This is a genomic window from Qipengyuania sp. YIM B01966, assembly GCF_016461955.1.
Lineage (GTDB): Bacteria > Pseudomonadota > Alphaproteobacteria > Sphingomonadales > Sphingomonadaceae > QFOP01.
In genome coordinates this window covers 13,546-31,037 of the sequence record NZ_JADMNM010000002.1, presented here as the reverse complement: position 1 = coordinate 31,037, position 17,492 = coordinate 13,546, and the positions used below count along the sequence as shown (strand labels likewise).

At 65.7% G+C, this 17,492-nt stretch carries 18 protein-coding genes; 9 read left to right on the top strand and 9 right to left on the bottom strand.

Going from position 1 to position 17,492, the window contains the following annotated elements; genetic code table 11:
* Nucleotides 1–40: 40 nt before the first annotated feature.
* The 4 genes from ILT46_RS02855 to ILT46_RS02840 all read right to left on the bottom strand — a co-directional run bounded on the left by ILT46_RS02855 (nucleotide 41) and on the right by ILT46_RS02840 (nucleotide 3,802).
* Nucleotides 41–1,846: an acyl-CoA dehydrogenase C-terminal domain-containing protein gene (locus tag ILT46_RS02855; protein ID WP_199503147.1), complete on the bottom strand. Its 1,806-nt coding sequence runs from the start codon at nucleotides 1,844–1,846 to the stop codon at nucleotides 41–43.
* Between the two features lie 48 nt (nucleotides 1,847–1,894).
* On the bottom strand, nucleotides 1,895–2,329 hold the full coding sequence (locus ILT46_RS02850; RefSeq protein WP_199503146.1) for a MerR family transcriptional regulator: 435 nt from the start codon (nucleotides 2,327–2,329) through the stop codon (nucleotides 1,895–1,897).
* 31 nt (nucleotides 2,330–2,360) lie between these two features.
* Entirely contained in the window at nucleotides 2,361–2,726 is a 366-nt protein-coding gene (hisI, locus tag ILT46_RS02845) for a phosphoribosyl-AMP cyclohydrolase (protein WP_199503145.1), read from the bottom strand.
* A 326-nt stretch (nucleotides 2,727–3,052) separates the two neighbouring features.
* A complete protein-coding gene (locus ILT46_RS02840; protein WP_370592305.1) occupies nucleotides 3,053–3,802 on the bottom strand; it encodes a double zinc ribbon domain-containing protein in 750 nt (249 codons plus the stop codon).
* 51 nt (nucleotides 3,803–3,853) lie between these two features.
* Here ILT46_RS02840 and ILT46_RS02835 point away from each other — a divergent pair, with 51 nt between their 5' ends.
* The gene (locus ILT46_RS02835) at nucleotides 3,854–4,597 is read left to right on the top strand and encodes a methyltransferase domain-containing protein (RefSeq protein WP_199503143.1); all 744 of its coding nucleotides are present in this window, start codon (nucleotides 3,854–3,856) and stop codon (nucleotides 4,595–4,597) included.
* Here the strand turns inward: ILT46_RS02835 and ppdK are convergent.
* From ppdK to ILT46_RS02820, 3 genes are all read right to left on the bottom strand, one after another.
* Complete coding sequence (gene ppdK, locus ILT46_RS02830; protein WP_199503142.1) at nucleotides 4,581–7,253, bottom strand: pyruvate, phosphate dikinase; 2,673 nt, start codon at nucleotides 7,251–7,253, stop codon at nucleotides 4,581–4,583. The two genes, ILT46_RS02835 and ppdK, sit on opposite strands and share 17 nt — an antisense overlap.
* A 134-nt stretch (nucleotides 7,254–7,387) precedes the next feature.
* Nucleotides 7,388–9,736: a glycine--tRNA ligase subunit beta gene (gene glyS, locus ILT46_RS02825; protein ID WP_199503141.1), complete on the bottom strand. Its 2,349-nt coding sequence runs from the start codon at nucleotides 9,734–9,736 to the stop codon at nucleotides 7,388–7,390.
* Nucleotides 9,733–10,632, bottom strand: coding sequence for a glycine--tRNA ligase subunit alpha (locus tag ILT46_RS02820; protein ID WP_199503140.1), 900 nt, complete (start codon nucleotides 10,630–10,632; stop codon nucleotides 9,733–9,735). Before ILT46_RS02820 ends, glyS begins: the two co-directional genes overlap by 4 nt.
* A 163-nt stretch (nucleotides 10,633–10,795) precedes the next feature.
* Here ILT46_RS02820 and ILT46_RS02815 point away from each other — a divergent pair, with 163 nt between their 5' ends.
* The 6 genes from ILT46_RS02815 (at nucleotide 10,796) to pth (ending at nucleotide 14,711) form a co-directional block, all read left to right on the top strand.
* Nucleotides 10,796–10,990, top strand: a complete 195-nt coding sequence (locus ILT46_RS02815; RefSeq protein WP_199503139.1) for a helix-turn-helix transcriptional regulator — start codon at nucleotides 10,796–10,798, stop codon at nucleotides 10,988–10,990.
* Complete coding sequence (locus tag ILT46_RS02810) at nucleotides 10,977–11,402, top strand: hypothetical protein (protein WP_199503138.1); 426 nt, start codon at nucleotides 10,977–10,979, stop codon at nucleotides 11,400–11,402. Before ILT46_RS02815 ends, ILT46_RS02810 begins: the two co-directional genes overlap by 14 nt.
* Nucleotides 11,403–11,436: 34 nt before the next feature.
* On the top strand, nucleotides 11,437–12,378 hold the full coding sequence (locus ILT46_RS02805) for a TraB/GumN family protein (RefSeq protein WP_199503137.1): 942 nt from the start codon (nucleotides 11,437–11,439) through the stop codon (nucleotides 12,376–12,378).
* Entirely contained in the window at nucleotides 12,378–13,262 is an 885-nt protein-coding gene (locus ILT46_RS02800; protein WP_199503136.1) for a TraB/GumN family protein, read from the top strand. Before ILT46_RS02805 ends, ILT46_RS02800 begins: the two co-directional genes overlap by 1 nt.
* 115 nt (nucleotides 13,263–13,377) lie before the next feature.
* Entirely contained in the window at nucleotides 13,378–14,013 is a 636-nt protein-coding gene (locus ILT46_RS02795; RefSeq protein WP_199503135.1) for a 50S ribosomal protein L25/general stress protein Ctc, read from the top strand.
* A 98-nt stretch (nucleotides 14,014–14,111) separates the two neighbouring features.
* Nucleotides 14,112–14,711 carry an aminoacyl-tRNA hydrolase gene (pth, locus tag ILT46_RS02790; protein ID WP_199503134.1) on the top strand — a complete coding sequence of 200 codons (600 nt, stop codon included), beginning with the start codon at nucleotides 14,112–14,114 and terminating at the stop codon, nucleotides 14,709–14,711.
* On the opposite strand, the gene ILT46_RS02785 is transcribed toward pth, so the two are convergent.
* Complete coding sequence (locus ILT46_RS02785) at nucleotides 14,708–15,004, bottom strand: hypothetical protein (protein ID WP_199503133.1); 297 nt, start codon at nucleotides 15,002–15,004, stop codon at nucleotides 14,708–14,710. The two genes, pth and ILT46_RS02785, sit on opposite strands and share 4 nt — an antisense overlap.
* A gap of 119 nt (nucleotides 15,005–15,123) precedes the next feature.
* Here ILT46_RS02785 and ILT46_RS02780 point away from each other — a divergent pair, with 119 nt between their 5' ends.
* Nucleotides 15,124–15,498 (top strand): PEP-CTERM sorting domain-containing protein, encoded by a 375-nt coding sequence (locus tag ILT46_RS02780; protein ID WP_199503132.1) that lies wholly within the window; start codon nucleotides 15,124–15,126, stop codon nucleotides 15,496–15,498.
* A gap of 21 nt (nucleotides 15,499–15,519) precedes the next feature.
* Here the strand turns inward: ILT46_RS02780 and ILT46_RS02775 are convergent, their stop codons facing one another.
* The gene (locus ILT46_RS02775; protein ID WP_199503131.1) at nucleotides 15,520–16,653 is read right to left on the bottom strand and encodes a tetratricopeptide repeat protein; all 1,134 of its coding nucleotides are present in this window, start codon (nucleotides 16,651–16,653) and stop codon (nucleotides 15,520–15,522) included.
* A 151-nt stretch (nucleotides 16,654–16,804) separates the two neighbouring features.
* Between ILT46_RS02775 and ILT46_RS02770 the strand changes: the two genes are divergently transcribed.
* A complete protein-coding gene (locus tag ILT46_RS02770; RefSeq protein ID WP_199503130.1) occupies nucleotides 16,805–17,491 on the top strand; it encodes a cistern family PEP-CTERM protein in 687 nt (228 codons plus the stop codon).
* The last annotated feature ends 1 nt before the right edge of the window (nucleotide 17,492 follow it).

Genomic DNA, 17,492 nt, shown 5'->3' with positions numbered 1-17,492 from the left:
GCGAGGCGGGCCCGGTTAACCAGAGCCCGCCCGTGCGCCTTCAGGCGGCGGTGGCGAAGGCTTCAGGCTCCAGCGCCATCATCGCCTCGGCCCCGGCTTCGAGCTTGCGGCGCAGTGCCCCGGTATCGGGCAGGAAGCGTTCGGCATAATAGCGCGCCGTGGTCAGCTTGCCGCGGTAGAAATCGGCATCGCCAGCGCCAGCGGCCAGCTTCTCCTGGGCGACCTTGGCCATCCGCAGCCACATCAGGCCGAGCGAGACGATGCCCATGATGTGCATATAATGGTGGGCGCCGGCCCCCAGATGGTTCGGGTTGGCCATCGCATTCTGCATGAACCACATGGTCGCCGCCTTCTGTTCGCCCACCGCCTTTTCCAGGCGCTCGGCAAAATCGGCCAGCTCGGCCACGCCTTTCGCCTCCGCGATCTCGCCATCGATCAGCGCGAAGAACGCCTGAATCGCCTTGCCGCCATCGCGCGCAAGCTTGCGGCCGCACAGATCCATCGCCTGGATGCCGTTGGTGCCTTCGTAGATCTGGGCGATGCGCGCATCGCGGACGAACTGCTCCATACCCCACTCGCGGATATAGCCGTGCCCGCCAAAGACCTGCTGCATATTGACCGCGGTGTCGAAGCCCTTGTCCGTGCCGTATCCCTTGATCACCGGCGTCATCAGGCTGATGATCAGGTCGGCCGCTTCGCGCTCCTCGGCGCTCTGCGCCTTGTGCGTCAGATCCACTTGCAACGCGCCCCACAGGCACAGCGCCCGCATCCCTTCGTTGAACGCCTTGGCGTCCATCAGCATGCGCCGCACATCGGCATGCACGATGATCGGATCGGCCTTGGCTTCGGGCTCTGCCGGGCCGGTCAGCGCGCGGCCCTGCCGGCGATCGAGCGCATAGGCGACCGCGTTCTGATAGGCGACTTCGGCCTGCGCGAGGCCCTGAATGCCGACCCCGAGACGCGCGGCGTTCATCATCACGAACATCGCGGCGAGGCCCTTGTTCTCCTCGCCCAGCATCCACCCGGTCGCGCCATCGTAATTGAGCACGCAAGTGGCATTGCCGTGAATGCCCATCTTCTCTTCGATCGAACCGCACGAGACGCCATTGCGTTCACCCAGCGAGCCATCCTCGTTGATGAGGTACTTGGGCACGATGAACAGCGAGATGCCCTTGGAACTGTCCGGCGCGCCCGGAGTCTTGGCGAGCACGAGATGAATGATCTGGTCGGTCAGATCGTGTTCGCCGGCAGAAATGAAAATCTTGGTGCCGGTGATCGCGTAGCTGCCATCACCCTTCGGCTCCGCCTTGGTGCGGATGAGGCCGAGATCGGTGCCACATTGTGGCTCTGTCAGGTTCATCGTGCCGAGCCATTCATGCGCCACCATCTTGGGCACGAACCGCTCTTTCTGTTCCTGCGTGCCGGCAGCAAGGATCGCCGCTGTCGCCCCGTGGGCAAGACCGGGATACATTCCGAACGCCTGGTTGGACGCCGAAACAAACTCCTCGATGACGGTGCCCAGCACGTGCGGCAAACCCTGGCCGCCGAACTCCTCGGGCGCGGTCAATGTCCCCCAGCCCGCTTCCCGGTACTGGTTGAACGCGTCCTTGAATCCGGCCGGCGTGGTAACAGTGCCATCAGGGTGGCGCGTACAACCCTCGTGGTCGCCAGCCGCATTGATGGGCTGGAGCACCTCCGCGCAGAAACGGCCGGCTTCGGAGATAACCGTATCGACCATGTCCTCGGTAGCCGCCTCAAACCCCGGCAGGTTGTTATAGCTCGCGACATCCAGCACCTCGTTGAGGATGAAGCGGGCATCGCGGGCGGGAGCGGTATAGGTGGGCATCGTTCAATCCTCGGACAGGGTTGTAAAGGTTACTGGCCAGCGGCGGAGTCAGCTGTCCAGTTGTTCGATCTGTTTGATGAAGGCGGTTAGGTCGTGAATCGACGAATCGATATCCGCCCGCTGCCGCTTGAGCTTGGCGACGTGGGCACGGCATTTCTCGACCGTGACGCGGCGCTGTTCGACCCGGCCGTCGCCCAGATCATAGAGGTCGATCATCTCGCGGATTTCGGTCAGGCTGAAACCGACATTCTTGGCCCGCATGATCCACGCAAGCCGCGCACGATCACGCTTTGAATAAATCCGCGACAATCCCTCGCGGCGGGGCGCGATCAGCCCTTCATCTTCGTAAAATCTCAGCGCGCGTGCTGTGCAGTCGAATTCTTCCGTCAGGTCGGAAATCGTATATTGCTCGCGCTCCAGCTTGTCCGGCCGGTCGATATGCGCCCCCGCGTGAGCGGCGGTCAAAGAGGGGCTGCTGGGCATCACCCCGACATAGCCGCAGCTTACGTAAGCGTCAATCGTCGAGCGACGTCAGCACGTCGCCCGCCACCTGCCGATAGAAACACGACCGCGCGCCTGTATGGCAGGTGGGGCCGGCCGGTTCACAGAGCAGTAACAGCGCATCCTGATCGCAATCGACACGGATCTGACGCACGGTCAGGCGGTTTCCGGAACTTTCCCCCTTCATCCACAACCGCCCGCGGCTGCGGGAATGGAAATGGGCAAATCCGGTGTCGCGCGTGGCCTGCAGTGCCTCCCGATCCATGTGGGCCACCATAAGCACCTCGTTATCGGCCATATCGACCACGACCGCCGTCAGCAGTCCATCATCACCGAAGCGCGGTTCGAACGTGTCGCCTTGCTGGTCGTTGCGCCTCATCGTGATCCCGCTTGTACGAGGAATTGCCAGTCCTCCGCCGATGCAATGTTTGTTGCACGATAACAACAATCATCAGTCAAAAATATCGCGATCAGTCGAGCAGGCTTTGCGCCGGGTAGGAATGATGGAAGATTGTGCTCACCAGAATTGTGGTGCCGAAAGAGCGCCGGGGTTCAGGGAGTGCAGCGCGGTCAAGATCGCGTGCACGGCGATGGTTTAGGATCGAGGCAGCGTCTGGGGGGAGGCTGCCGTGCCGCCGAGGCCGATCCGGCAATTTCGTCACGTGGCGCCCGGGGCCGATGGCTCCGGGCGTTTCGTTTGGCGGCTCACAGCTGATCGAGCACCCGCGCCCAGCAGGCAATCCGCACATCGCGCGCACCGGTGTGCTTCAATGCCGTGACACAGGCATCGGTGGTGGCGCCGCTGGTCACGACATCGTCCACCAAGACCACATTCGCCCCGGCGATCCTGTCGGCGCGCCGCCGGTTGACGGCGATGGCTCCGGCAAGTTCCTTGCGCCGCGCCTTGCGGCCGAGCCCACCCAGGCTACGGGTCCGCCGCTGGCGCAGCAGTGCGTCCACCACCAGCGTCCCGCCGCATCGCTGCTGCACTTCGCGTGCCAACAGCGCGGCCTGGTTGAACCCGCGGTGCCACAGCCTCCAGCGATGGAGCGGCACGGGAACGATCAGCCAGTCCGGCCCGAGCGGCCCCAACCGCGCTGCGATCAGCCGACCCATCATCGGGGCCAGCGCAAGCCTGCGGCCATGCTTGTAGGCCAGCACGATGCGGCGCGAGGCGTCGTCGTACAACGTGCCCGCAAAGATGCCCGCGTGCCGCGGCGGCTTAGCGAGGCATGGCGCGCACAGGCTGCCCGCCTCCGTCGCCATTCTGTCCGACAGAGGGCGCTGGCACGCCGCGCAGGCGGGCTGTCCGGGTAGCGTAAGTTCGCTCCAGCAAGCTGCGCAAAGGCCCGACTGCGCGGCGATGCTGTCGCCGCAGAGGGGGCAGCGGGGCGGAAAGATCAGATCGACAGCCGGGGCGAGCACCCTGCCGATTTCGTGCCGCAGGCCGTTCACGGCACGGCCCACCCCTTGCCAGCGCGGCGCGGCAGCGCCATCGTCGTGCCAATGAACGCAGCGCCGCCCCGGATTTTCGCACCGCATCGCCGCAGGGCTCGCTGGAACCGGATGATCGCGCAGCGCGAAACCGGCACAGCGGCGGGCTGGCTGCTGCGCGAAATGGCCGCTGACATCGCTGAGCGCGCCGCGTTCATGCAGCTCAGGCCGGCACGTTCGCTGATATTGGGCGATGCGAGCGAAGCGCTCGGGGGCGCGCTGCCGGGCGAAGTGATCGCAGCCAATCCGGCCACTCTGGACGAGGAGCAGCCGCTACCTGCCGGGCCGTTCGATTTGATCGCCAGCATCGGCCTGATCGATACGGTCAACGATTTGCCTGGCGCACTGGTCCATATCCGCAACGCGCTGGCGCCGGAGGGGGTCGCGATCCTTACCTGTCTTGGCGCGGGCAGCCTGCCCCGGTTGCGCGCGGCCTTGCTGGCCGCCGATGGCGACCGCCCGGCCGCGCGCATCCATCCGCAGCTGGACAGCAAGGCAGCGGCCGGCCTGCTCCAGCGGACGGGCTTTTCACGGCAGGTCAGCGACAGCCACGGCATCGACGTGTCATACACCTCGCTCGACCGCTTGGTCACGGACCTGCGCGACCAGGGCCAGCAGGGCGCTCTTGCCTCGTCGCCGCCACCGCTGACCCGGGAGCAATGGGACAAGGCCCGCTCGGCGTTCCTCGCCGATGCCGACGAACGCGGCCGTGTCAGCGAAAGGTTCGAGTTGCTGACCCTCACCGGCTGGCGCTGAGCGCCGCCTGCGCCGCAGCCAGACGGGCGATCGGCACGCGGTAGGGCGAGGCGCTGACATAATCGAGCCCCACCGCCTCGCAGAAGGCGATGCTGGCCGGATCGCCGCCATGTTCGCCGCAAATCCCCAGCTTGAGATCGGCGCGCGCCGCCCGGCCCCGCTCCGCCGCAAGCTCGACCAGCTGCCCCACCCCGTCGATGTCCAGGCTGACAAACGGGTCGCGGGCGAAAATACCGCGATCGACATAGATGCCGAGAAACCGCGCGGCATCATCGCGGCTGACGCCGAGCGTGGTCTGCGTCAGATCGTTGGTACCGAACGAGAAGAACCGCGCCTCCTCGGCGATCTCGCCCGCCATCAGAGCGGCGCGCGGCAATTCGATCATCGTGCCGACGATGTATTCGACTTCGCATCCGCTTTCGGCGAAAACTTCGGCCGCCACGCGATCGATCAGCGCGCGCAGGATCGCGAGTTCCTGCCGCGTGGCGACCAGCGGGATCATGATTTCCGGCACGGGCGCCGCGGCGCCGGCACCGATCAGCGCGCACGCCGCCTCGAAGATCGCGCGGGCCTGCATCTCGTAGATTTCGGGATAGGTAATCCCCAATCGGCATCCCCGATGGCCGAGCATGGGGTTGAATTCGTGCAATTCCTGCGCCCGGCGGCGCAGATGCTCGATCCCGTAGCCGGTGGCATCAGCCAGCTCGGCAAAGTCGGCTTCTGCCGTGGGGAGGAACTCGTGCAGCGGCGGATCGAGCAGGCGGATCGTGCACGGCAGCCCGGCCATCACCTCGAAAATCGCGCGGAAATCGGCACGCTGTTCGGGCAGCAGCTTGGCGAGCGCGGCGCGCCGGCCGGCTTCGTCTTCGGCCAGGATCATCTGGCGCACCGCACTGATGCGGGCGGCATCGAAGAACATGTGCTCGGTACGGCACAGGCCGATGCCTTCAGCCCCGAACTGGCGCGCCATGCGGCAATCGGCCGGCGTTTCGGCATTGGTCCGCACCCGCATCCGGCGGTGGCGGTCGGCCCATTCCATCACCGTGCCGAAGTCGCCGGCGAGTTCGGGCTCGATGGTCCGCACCTCGCCCGCCATCACCTGTCCTTTCGCCCCGTCGAGCGTGATGACGTCGCCCTCGGCCAGCGCCGCCCCGCCAATGCGCAGCGTGCGGGCGGCAAGGTCGATCGTCACCCCTTGCGCACCAGACACGCACGGGCGGCCCATGCCGCGGGCGACCACCGCCGCATGGCTGGTCATCCCGCCGCGCGCAGTAAGGATGCCGCGGGCGGCGTGCATCCCGTGAATGTCCTCCGGGCTGGTTTCGACCCGCACGAGGATCACCTTCTCGCCCCGTGCCGCCCATGCCTCGGCGGTGTCGGCGTCGAGCATGATCCGCCCCGAGGCGGCGCCGGGAGAGGCCGGCAGCCCGGTGGTCAACACATCGCGCGGCGCCACCGGATCGAGCGTCGGGTGGAGCAACTGGTCGAGCGCCATCGGATCGAGCCGGAGCAGCGCGGTGCGCTCGTCGATCAGCCCTTCGCCGACCATCTCCACCGCCATCCGCAAAGCGGCCTTGGCGGTGCGCTTGCCGCTGCGCGTCTGGAGCAGCCACAAGGCCCCGCGTTCGACGGTGAATTCGATGTCCTGCATATCGCGGTAATGGCGTTCCAGCAGGTCGAATACGCGCGCGAGCTCGGCATAGGCGGCGGGCATCGCCTCTTCCATGCTGGCGGGTTTGGCCCCGGCCGCCTCGCGCGCGGCGCGGGTCAGATATTGCGGCGTGCGGATGCCGGCAACGACATCCTCGCCCTGTGCGTTCACTAGCCATTCGCCGTAAAAGGCGCGCTCGCCGGTTGACGGGTCGCGGGTGAAGGCAACGCCGGTGGCGCTGGTGTCGCCCATATTGCCGAACACCATCGCCTGCACATTGACCGCGGTGCCCCAGTCGCCGGGGATGTCGTTCAGCCGGCGATAGACCCGCGCCCGGTCGCTGTCCCAGCTGTCGAACACCGCGCGGATTGCACCCCATAATTGTTCGTTCGGCTCCTGCGGGAACGGCGCACCATGTTCAGCCACAACAATCGCCTTGTAGTCATCGACCAGCGCCTGCCAGTCTTCCGCCTCCATCTCGGTATCGGCGTAGAAGCCCTTGTCTTCCTTGGCGATTTCGAGCGCTTCTTCGAACAACCCATGATCGACGCCGAGCACCACATCGGCATACATCTGGATGAACCGGCGATAGCTGTCCCAGGCAAAGCGCGCATCGCCGCTCGTGGCGGCAAGGCCCAGCACCGTCGCATCGTTAAGCCCGAGATTGAGCACCGTGTCCATCATGCCGGGCATCGACACGCGCGCGCCCGAGCGAACCGAGACCAGCAGCGGGTCGGCCGCGTCGCCGAACCGTTTGCCCACCGCGCGCTCGATATGGCCCAGCGCCGCGCTCACCGCATCGCGCAGCGCGGCGGAAAAATCGCCCCCGTCGGCGAGATAGCGGACGCATTCCTCGGTCGCGATGGTGAAGCCCGGCGGCACCGGCAGCCCGATTGCCGCCATTTCCGCCAGATTGGCCCCCTTGCCGCCGACCACGGCCTTGTCCTTCTGGCGCGGGTCGGAATGGTCGGCGCCGCCCCCGAACGGGAATACGGTCTGCGTCATCATGGCCCCCATTTACCTGGCCCCCATCAGGTGACAGCGATCGGGGGGTTTTGCAAAACTCTGCCTTGCCGCCAACCACCTGTCCCGCAACACTTTGTTGCCGCGTATGCAGGCCGGCTGTGTCACCTTCCGGTTCAGCCCTCGATCCGGCTGAAATCGGCCACCTGATGCACCGCATCGCGCAAGCGGGCGAGCAAAGCGAGGCGCGCCGCGCGCTTGGCGGGTTCAGGATCGTTCACCGTCACACTGTCAAAGAACCGGTCGATCGGCGCGCGCAGACTGGCGAGCGCCGCCATTGCCGCGGCGAAGTCTTCCGCTTCCACCGCCGCACGGGCCTGTGGCTCCGCCGCATCGAGCGCATCGATTAGCGCCTTTTCCTCCGGCTCGGGCGTGTAGGACAGCGGTTTTTCATTTGGCGTAGACGCCGCGCCGCCTTCCTTCTTGAGGATATTGGCCGCGCGCTTGTATCCGGCGAGAAGGTTCGCGCCGTCCCCGGTAGCCATGAAGGCTTGCAGCGCATGGACGCGGGCAAGGAGGCGCACGAGATCGTCCTCACCGCCCAGCGCAAACACCGCGTCGATCAGATCATGCCGGACACCCGCCTCGCGTTGCTGGACCTTGAGGCGGTCGGCGAAGAAATTGGGTAATGAGGCGAGGCCAAGATACCAGTTGGTGCGGGCATATCCCATCCGTCCCCTCGCCGCGATATTATCGGCAATATCTTCAGCCTCCATTATCATCCGCGCTGACCATTCGAAGTCGCGTGCATAGATTAGGAAGTGCACAGCGTATTCATCGTCACCAGGAGATTGATCAATAAGCCAACGAGCAGCTTGATAAATTGCGCTCTGCATAGTAAAACGTAATCTATTCTCAGATAATAATCGCAGAACTGCGATTACGGCTCTCCGCAAAGCAAATGGATCTTTTGATCCAGTAGGCTGCTCTCCAACTAAAAAGAACCCGACCAGCGTATCCAACTTATCCGCCAAGCTCACCGCCACCGTTACCGGCGCGGTCGGCACTTCGTCGCCCTGCCCGACCGGTTTGTAATGGTCGCGGATGGCGTCGGCCACCGCATCGGGCAGACCTTCGGCGCGGGCGTAGTAGCCGCCCATCAGGCCTTGCAGTTCGGGGAATTCGCCGACCATTTCGGTGACGAGGTCAGCCTTGCACAGCAGCGCGGCCTGTTCGGCCATGTCGGCGAACTGCGCTCGGCTCACCCCCGCTTGTGCTGAGCTTGCCGAAGCATCATGCAAAGCTGCGCCTTCGCGCCCTTCGACAAGCTCAGGGCGAGCGGGGATGGTAGCGGAGGAGAGGCTTGAACCCCCGACTATCCCTTCCTCAACCAGCCACCGCGCGAGCTTGGCTACGCGCTGCGCCTTATCCGCAACCGTGCCCAGCTTTTCGTGGAAAGTGATCCGCGCCAGCCCCTCGGCGTGTTCGGCCAGCGTCTTCTTGCGGTCCTGCTCCCAGAAGAAGCGCGCATCGGACAGGCGGGCGGCGAGCACCTTGCGGTTGCCGTCGATAATCGCCGCGCCGCCATCGCTCGCCGCGATGTTGGCGGTGCAGACGAAGGCGTTGGCGAGCGCACCGCCGGCATTCTCGCAGACGAAATATTTCTGGTTCACCCGCGCGGTGAGCTGTATCACCTCGGCCGGCACTTCGAGGAACGCCTCGTCAAACCGGCCAAGCAGTGGCACCGGCCATTCGGTGAGCCCGGCATTTTCCACCACCAGCCCGTCATCCGCGATCAGCGTCAGCTCGGCTTCGGCGGCAACCCGTGCGGCACCTTCGCGGATCAGCGCCTCACGCTCCTGATGGTCGACGATCACATGGCAGGCGCGCAGCTTTTCGGCGTAATCATCCGCACCGCCGATGGTGATCGGGCCCGGATGATGGAAGCGGTGCCCCAGCGTTTCCGCGCCGCTGGCGATACCCGCCACACTGAAATGAACGATGTCGCCGCCCAGCAGCGCGACAATGCCCGACAGCGGCCGCACCCAGCGCGGGGATTCGGTCGAGAGCGAGGCCGCCCCCCAGCGCATCGATTTGGGCCAGGCTAAATCGCGGATGATCGCCGGGATCGCCTCGGCCAGCACATCGCGCGTTGCGCGGCCCGGTTTGTTGATCACGGCGAACCAAGTCGCCCGGCCCTTCACATCGCGCAAGGTGAGCTGATCGCGGGTGACGCCGTTCTTGCGGCAGTACCCGTCGAGCGCGGCATCGGGTGCGCCCTCGGGCGGACCCTTGGCCTCTTCGCTCACCGCTTGCGTCGCTTCTGGCAGCCCACGCGCAATCAGCGCCAGCCGGCGCGGGGTGGACCAGACGGTGATGTCGAGCGCACGCTCATCCTGAGCCTGTCGAAGGATTCCGGCCGCGTCCAACTCACGGCGGAACAATCGCTCCAGCTCGGCGCGCGCGCCGGCCTGCATCCGCGCCGGGATTTCTTCGGAGCGCAGTTCGAGCAGGAAGTCGCTCATGCCGCCCACTCCGGGAAGCGTTCGGACCAGCCCTCGCGCTCCTTGGCCATGTGGGCTTCGCAGCTGCCCCGGGCGAGGTCGCGCACCCGGCCCATATAGCTGGCCCGTTCCTGCACGCTGATCACCCCGCGCGCCTGCAGCAGGTTGAAGACATGGCTCGCCTCGATCGCCTGCTCGTAGCCCGGGATCGGCAGGCCCGCGGCGAGGCAATTCTCGCACTCGGCCACCGTCTTGCGGAACAGGTCGAACAGGGTTTCGGTATCGGCCACCTCGAAGTTCCAGCGCGACATCTGCCGCTCGTTTTCGAGGAACACGTCGCCATAGGTCACGCCGCGCCCGTTAAAGTCGAGTTCGTACACATTGTCGACGCCCTGGATATACATCGCCAGCCGTTCCAGCCCGTAGGTCAATTCGCCCGCCACCGGCTTGCAGTCGAACCCGCCCATCTGCTGGAAATAGGTGAACTGCGTCACCTCCATCCCGTCGCACCAGACCTCCCAGCCCAGCCCCCACGCGCCCAGCGTCGGGCTTTCCCAATCATCTTCCACGAAGCGGATATCGTGCTTGAGCGGATCAATCCCGATCACGCCGAGGCTGTCGAGATAGAGCTGCTGGATATCGGGCGGGCTCGGCTTCAGGATTACCTGATATTGGTAATAATGCTGAAGCCGGTTGGGATTTTCGCCGTAGCGCCCGTCTGTCGGCCGCCGGCACGGCTGGACGAAGGCGGCGTTCCACGGTTCAGGGCCCAGCGCGCGCAAGGTGGTGGCGGGATGGAAGGTGCCCGCCCCCATCCGCATATCGTAAGGCTGGAGGATCAGGCAGCCCTGCGCACTCCAGAAATCGTGCAGCGCGAGGATCATGTCCTGAAAAGAGCGGGAAGGCTGGCGCGTCATGGCGCGGGGCAATGCCGCAGGGGGGCAAGGCGGTCAATGCCGCGCGCTCGGGAGCACGCCCGGCGACAGCATATCCTGACAGAATGTAAGGCGTGCTTGACATTGGCCGCGAATCGCTGCATCAATGTCAAGACAACCTGACAAATAGACAGGCAATGACGACGTGAACAACCGGCTAAAAGTGCTGCGCGCCGAGCGGAACTGGAGCCAGGCCGAACTAGCCGGGCGGCTCGACGTGTCGCGCCAGGCGGTCAATGCGATCGAGACGGGCAAGCACGACCCCTCGCTCCCGCTCGCCTTCCGCATCGCGCGCCTGTTCGGCCTTTCGATCGAGGAGATTTTCGATGACCAGCAGTAAACCGATACCCGAATTGTCCGGCGAAGCGCGGTTGGCAGCGAAGCGTCGCAGCTTCTGGCGCTATTTCGCGGCCGCCACCCTGCTCGCAGGGCTGGGTGGCGGGTTGCTCGGCAGCGGCGTGGCTCTACGCGAACTGGCGGGACTAAGCGCGTGGGCGATTGCCGCCGTGGGCGCTGCCTCCATCGTCATATGGGTCTGGTTTTCGCGCAACTATCTGCGCCGGATCGACGAGATCGATTTGCAGGATAATCTCTGGGCAAGCCTCGTCGCGCTTTATTTCTTCGTGGCCGCCGCGCCGTTCTGGCTGCTGCTGCACGAAGTCGCCCTGGCACCCGCACCCCAGCTGATGGCCCTCTGGTGGGCGACGCTCGCTGTCGCGGTGTTGGCGTATTTCTATCGCAAATATCGCTGACATTTTTTTATCCACACTCGTAAAGGAACAGACTATGATCCGCCATTCATTCCGCAAGATCGCTCTTGGTGGCAGCGCAGCCATCGCCCTGCTCGTCACGCCCGGCGCGGCGCTGGCCGACACGCAGGCCGCGCCACCCCCCGCAGGTGCAAGCCAGACTGCGGCGCCAGCAGTCGGCGCGCCGGCCCTGTGGCGCGTCGCTGACGACGATACGACGATCTATCTGTTCGGGACTGTCCACCTGCTGCCCGAAGGGCTAAACTGGTACGGTCCGGAAATCGCCCGGGCGCTGACTTCGTCAAGCGAACTGGTCACCGAAATCGCCGACGATGCGGCGATGGCCGCCGAGATGCAGCAACTGATCGCCACCCGCGCCATGCTTCCGGAGGGCGAAAATGTGCGTTCGCTGATGAGCGCAGAAAACAAGGCGAAATACGAAGCGGCTTTGGCGGCAATGGGTGTGCCTGCCGAAGCGTTCGATCGGTTCAAGCCGTGGATGGCGGCGATGACCCTGTCGATGCTCCCGCTGATCCAGCAAGGCTACAACCCTGAACAGGGCGTCGAAAAGACACTAATGCGTCAGGCCGGCGCGCCAGCCACGCGCGGCGCGCTGGAAACGGCTGCACAGCAGATCGACATCTTCGACAATCTGCCCCAGGAGACGCAGCTGCGCTACCTCGCCGAAGTGGTCGAACAGGCGCCCCAGATGAAAGCGATGATCGACGCGATGGTGGCCGAATGGGCGAAGGGCGATGCCGACGCGCTGGCGCGGATCATGAACCAGAACCTCAGTGACCCCATGCTGGCCGATCGGCTGCTGTACGACCGCAATCGTAATTGGGCGGCGTGGATCGATGACCGGCTCGACCGCCCCGGAACGGTGTTCGTGGCGGTGGGGGCTGGCCATCTGGCCGGCGCCAACAGCGTGCAGGATGCCCTTGCCGCGCGCGGTATCACGGTTAGCCGCGTCCAATAATGCGCCGGTGGCTCACCACCTTCCTGCTCGCTCTCGCGCTCGCCGGTTGTGGCGGGCGCGAGACGCGGGACAGCAACGAAAGCGAGGCCGCGCCGGCGTTGTGGGAACTGGCCCATGCGGACGGGCGGCCCGCCGGCTATCTGTTCGGCACCATCCACGCGCTGCCCGCTGGCGCTGAATGGCAGACCGAACGCATTACCACCGCACTGGAGCAGTCGGACAGTCTGGTGGTCGAAGTCGCCGCGCTCGATGACAGCGCGGCGATTGCGTCTATGTTCACGCGGATGGCACGCACGCCGGGCCGGCCGCCGCTGGCAGCGCGGGTCGGAGCCGAGCAGCGTCCTGCTCTCGCAGACGCGCTCGACAAGGTCGGCAGATCACCGAGGGACTTTGCCGACATCGAGACCTGGGCGGCGGCGTTGATCCTTGCCCAGGCTGCGGGTGAAGCGGAAAACCGCGAGAACGGGGTCGACCGGGCGCTGCTGGCCGCTAACCGCACGCGTCCGATCGTCGAGCTGGAGGGTGCCGCGGGTCAATTCGCTGTCTTTGACCGCCTGCCCGAGGCCGAGCAGCGCATCTTGCTCGGTGCCATCGTTGTTGAAACAAATGATCGCCCTGCCCAATCAGAAAGATTGGCGGCGGCCTGGCAGCGCGGCGATATGAAAGCCATTGCGGCAGAGGCGCGCAGCGGGGTGCTTGCCTCCCCGCCTCTACGCGAAGCGCTGCTCGACCGCCGCAATCGCGCCTGGGCTGCCGGGATCGCGGGCCTCGCCGATCAGGGCGGCCGACCCTTCGTCGCCGTGGGGGCGGCACATATGGCCCCGCCCGGCGGACTGCCCGATCTCCTCGCCGCAAGCGGTTTCGCCGTCCGCCGGATCCAGTAGCGCGCTTGCCTTTTGCGGCGCCCCGTCCTATGGGCGCGCCCTTCCCGGCCGTGGTCATCCCTGGAGGCGTGACCGGGAACACGATCAATCAACGCATTTTCGAAAGGCACGTACCATGAGCGACGCTCTGAACCTGCCGGCCGAGGCGCGCGAACGGGCTGGCAAGGGAGCCTCCCGTATTCTGCGCCGTGAAGGCCGGGTCCCCGCCGTGATCTATGGCGGCAAGGAAGAACCGACCCCGATCCATGTCGAGGAAAAAGAACTGGTGCGCCAACTGGGCACCGGCCATTTCATGAACTCGATCGTGATGATCGATATCGGCGGCAAGAGCGTGCGGACGCTGCCCAAGGATGTGGCGCTGCATCCGGTTACCGATCGACCCCTGCATGTCGATTTCCTGCGCCTGGCAAAGGACGCGAAGATCGAAGTCTCGGTGCCCGTCGTCTTCGTCAACGAAGAAGCCAGCCCGGGCCTCAAGAAGGGCGGCGTGCTGAATGTCGTGCGCCACGAAATCGATCTGATCTGCCCGAGCGACAGTATCCCGAACGAAATCGAAATCGATGTCTCGGGTGTCGAGCTGGGCGATTCGATTCACATCAGCGCGGTGACCCTGCCGACCGGCGCCGAAAGCGCCATCACCGACCGCGATTTCACCATCGCGACGATCGTTGCCCCGTCGGCCCTCAAGTCGAGCGAAGACGCCTCGGCCGACGAGGTGCCCGCGACCGAGCAGAACAGCGAAGCCGAATAAGCCTCGCCCCGCTATCGCACATGACGCCGGTCCCTTGCGGGGCCGGCGTCTTGCGTTAGTGGCTTGGGCCGGGCGAATTTCAGAAAGGATCGCGGCCGATGCAGATCTGGACCGGCCTCGGAAATCCAGGCCCGCGCTATGCGCTGCACCGGCACAATGTCGGTTTCATGGCGTGCGACGTGATTGCCGAGATGCACGGGTTCGGGCCGGTGCAGAAGAAGTTCTCCGGCTGGGTCCAGGAAGGGCGGATCGGCGACGACAAGGTGCTGCTGTTGAAGCCAGCGACGTTCATGAACGAAAGCGGCCGCGCTGTGGCCGAGGCGCTGCGCTTCTACAAGCTGGGGCCAGACGCGCTGACGGTGTTCCATGACGAGCTCGACCTTGCGCCGTTTAAGGTCAAGGTGCGGGTCGGCGGCGGGCTGGCGGGGCACAACGGCCTGCGATCTATCGACAGGCATCTCGGCCCCGACCCCTCGACCGGGCTCAGGGCAGGTTTTCGCCGGGTCCGCATCGGCATTGGTCATCCCGGGCACAAGGACCGGGTGACCGGTCATGTGCTGGGCAATTATGCCAAAGCGGAGCTGGACGATCTTGCCGCCATGCTGGGCGCGATGGGTGCGGAAGCCGGGTTGCTGGCAGTCGGAGACGATGCTCGCTTCATGAGCGATATCGCACTCCGCCAGCACGCCGCCGGCTAGCGACGCGGCAGCACAGGCTCCTCCGCCAGCCGGGGCCGCCAGCCCAGCGCCGCCATGCATTCAACGTAGAACCGATCGCGTTCCGCGCCGATGCGGATTGCGTTGACCTGCACCTCGCAAGTTTGTGCCGCTTGTCGGAAGGGTTTCAGAGATGGGTTGCCCATCCAGTCAGCCTCGGCAGTTGTCTGGCAGGCTCCCAGCGTAGCCAGGCAGAGGACCAGGCCGAGCGCAACACGGGGCGAATGCAACGTCATCATGCAGCACGGCATGACCCGGGCGCTGGCGAAATACAAGCAGGGTCGGCTTGTTAACTTCTTATGCGCCAATCCGTCCAGCAATCGGACAGCCTGCGTACGGCGCTGGCAAGACCGGCGCATAGACGTCATCCGGGCGGCGAACAGGGAGCAGCCAGATGATTCGCAAATCCGTTATCCTCGCCGGCGCCGGCCTGGCGCTGACCACCGCCTCGCCCGCCCACGCCACCTGGGATTGGTGGAACTGGGGCGGCTGGACCGGTTCGCACACGCACAATCCGACCTGCGGCCATACGTCGACCTCTAGCACGTCGACGACCTCAACCACCTCGACCTCGACCGGCTCGACCACCGGCGGGACGACCACCGGCGGCAGCACGACCACTGGCGGCAGCACAACAACCGGCGGCAGCACCACCACCGGCGGAACAACCAGCGGCACTCAGGTGCCGGAACCCGGAATGTTCGGAATGTTCGGCCTCTCGCTTGCCGCGGTGGCCTATAGCCGGCGCCGTCGCAAACAGGCCGCCTGAGCTCACGGGCAGGTCGGCGGTTCAGCCGCCGGCTTTTGCCGTCAACCCTGCCTCGCGCGCCGCATCGCGCAGGTAGGGTTCGGCCTTCGCATCGCTGAGATAGGGGCGCAGCAGCGCCGCCGCCTCCTCCCGCCGCCCTTCGGCCAGATGCAATTCGGCCAGGAACCGGGTGGCGGGCACGTAGTCGGGGTGCCGGGTATGCGTGCGCTCTGCTAGAGCCCGCGCCTGCACGCCTTGCCCCGTCCGGTTGAGCGCGTGGGCATAGAGGATCGCCGCATCGGCCGATTCGCGCAGCCGATCCTCGACCCGCTGCAAGGTTGCCCGGACGAGACCCCACTGACCGTCCTGCGCGGCCAGCCGCGCCTTCAGCAGCGCGACCGCAAGGTCTTCGGGTGCGGCAGCATGGGCACGCTCGATCAGCGGGCGGGCCGCGTCGATCTGTCCGGTCATCCCCAGCGCCTGGGCGTAGGCGACCAGCGCGCCGTGGCTGTCGGGATAAAGCCGGTGCGCTTCGGCCAGATGCGTGGTAGCGGAACCGGCATCGCCGAGCGACAATTCGACGCGCCCGGCGGCCAGCAAACCGTCAAGACCGTCCGGTGCCGCCGCCAGCGCGCGCGCCGCGTGCTGCCGGGCCCCCGCGCCGTCGCCTTGTTCGGCCAGAGCTAGCGCATGATCGGCATTAAGCCGCGGATCGTCAGGCGCGGCGGCGAGCCCGGCCAGACGTTCGGCAGCGGCTACCTCCATCCGGCCCGCCACCCCATGCGCCATCGCCCGCAATCGATACGCGTCGGCCGTGCTGTCGTTCGCCAGCAGGGTGAGCGCCGCCGCCGGATCGCCCCGGCGAATATGCGCCTCTGCCCGCAGGCGATCGAGCTGCCCCGGCCCCAAATCGGTGTTCGCCGCGGCCAACCTGTCGGCCATTGCCAACGCGCCCTCGCCATCGCCCAGCGCCAGCGCGGCGCGCAGGCGCAATTCGAGCAATTCGGCATTGGCAGGGTCATCACGCAGGGCAGCGCCGGCCTGGCGGTGTGCGTCGACCCAGCGATTGGCCGCCGCCGCCGCGCGGGCTTCTGCCGCCGGGTCGGTGGACGCGTCCTGGCAAGCGGACATGAGGGCGAGCGACAGGGTAGCGGCGAGGAGCCTGGTCATGATCATCCGCCAGCCATAAAGCTGCGCTCGTTGCAATCCGGCTAACATCGGGATAATGGGATGCGGGCCATTTGTCCTGAAAAGGGACGGGGGCAAAGCACCCCTATGGCTTATCCTGACGCGTTGTTATGCAGGCAGGGTAACCGGAGACTATCTCATGAAGCGTCTTGCCTTTTCCGTCAGCGTGGTCGCACTCGCTTTCGCCTCACCGGCGCAGGCTGATCCGATTACGCTCGATTCGGGCGATGTCGGGACCAGCTTCAGCGTCAATTATAACGGGTTTTCGGGGTCCACCGTCGTCAACGGGCTGACCGCACTGGCCAATTTCACGCTGACGGCCTTTACCGGCAACTCGGCGACGTTCAATTATTCGGTGACCAATACCACGCAGAGCCCGGTGACGTCGCGCATCTCGAGCTTTGCGTTCAACACCAATCCCGATCTGACGGGCGCGTATTCGACGGGCGACTATCCCTACACGGTGCTTGATTCGAATTACCCCAACGGGATCGGCACGGTCGATGTCTGCTTCAAGGCCGGCGGCAGCAATTCGTGCAGCGGCAATGGCGGGCTCACCAATGGCGAAACCGGCAACGGTACGCTCACCATGCTGTTCTCGCAGCCGCTCAGCGCGCTGACAATCGAGGATTTCTTCATCCGGTATCAATCGATCACGGGTGCAGGGTCGGTTTCGTCGGCCACCGGCACCGGCGTCAGTTCGATCAGCGGGGGCACCCAGGTGCCTGAACCCGGGATGCTGGCCATGTTCGGCCTCAGCGCGCTCGGTCTGATGTATGCCCGCCGCCGCCGCACCAGCATGCCAGGGCGTCCGTTCGCCGCCTGAA

Coding starts and splice junctions, on each gene's coding strand:
- ILT46_RS02855 (WP_199503147.1), bottom strand. CDS start 1,846: ATGCCCACCTATACCGCTCCCGCCCGCGATGCCCGCTTCATCCTCAAC.
- ILT46_RS02850 (WP_199503146.1), bottom strand. CDS start 2,329: ATGCCCAGCAGCCCCTCTTTGACCGCCGCTCACGCGGGGGCGCATATC.
- hisI (WP_199503145.1), bottom strand. CDS start 2,726: ATGAGGCGCAACGACCAGCAAGGCGACACGTTCGAACCGCGCTTCGGT.
- ILT46_RS02835 (WP_199503143.1), top strand. CDS start 3,854: ATGAACGCAGCGCCGCCCCGGATTTTCGCACCGCATCGCCGCAGGGCT.
- ppdK (WP_199503142.1), bottom strand. CDS start 7,253: ATGACGCAGACCGTATTCCCGTTCGGGGGCGGCGCCGACCATTCCGAC.
- glyS (WP_199503141.1), bottom strand. CDS start 9,736: ATGAGCGACTTCCTGCTCGAACTGCGCTCCGAAGAAATCCCGGCGCGG.
- ILT46_RS02820 (WP_199503140.1), bottom strand. CDS start 10,632: ATGACGCGCCAGCCTTCCCGCTCTTTTCAGGACATGATCCTCGCGCTG.
- ILT46_RS02810 (WP_199503138.1), top strand. CDS start 10,977: ATGACCAGCAGTAAACCGATACCCGAATTGTCCGGCGAAGCGCGGTTG.
- ILT46_RS02805 (WP_199503137.1), top strand. CDS start 11,437: ATGATCCGCCATTCATTCCGCAAGATCGCTCTTGGTGGCAGCGCAGCC.
- ILT46_RS02800 (WP_199503136.1), top strand. CDS start 12,378: ATGCGCCGGTGGCTCACCACCTTCCTGCTCGCTCTCGCGCTCGCCGGT.
- ILT46_RS02795 (WP_199503135.1), top strand. CDS start 13,378: ATGAGCGACGCTCTGAACCTGCCGGCCGAGGCGCGCGAACGGGCTGGC.
- pth (WP_199503134.1), top strand. CDS start 14,112: ATGCAGATCTGGACCGGCCTCGGAAATCCAGGCCCGCGCTATGCGCTG.
- ILT46_RS02780 (WP_199503132.1), top strand. CDS start 15,124: ATGATTCGCAAATCCGTTATCCTCGCCGGCGCCGGCCTGGCGCTGACC.
- ILT46_RS02775 (WP_199503131.1), bottom strand. CDS start 16,653: ATGATCATGACCAGGCTCCTCGCCGCTACCCTGTCGCTCGCCCTCATG.
- ILT46_RS02770 (WP_199503130.1), top strand. CDS start 16,805: ATGAAGCGTCTTGCCTTTTCCGTCAGCGTGGTCGCACTCGCTTTCGCC.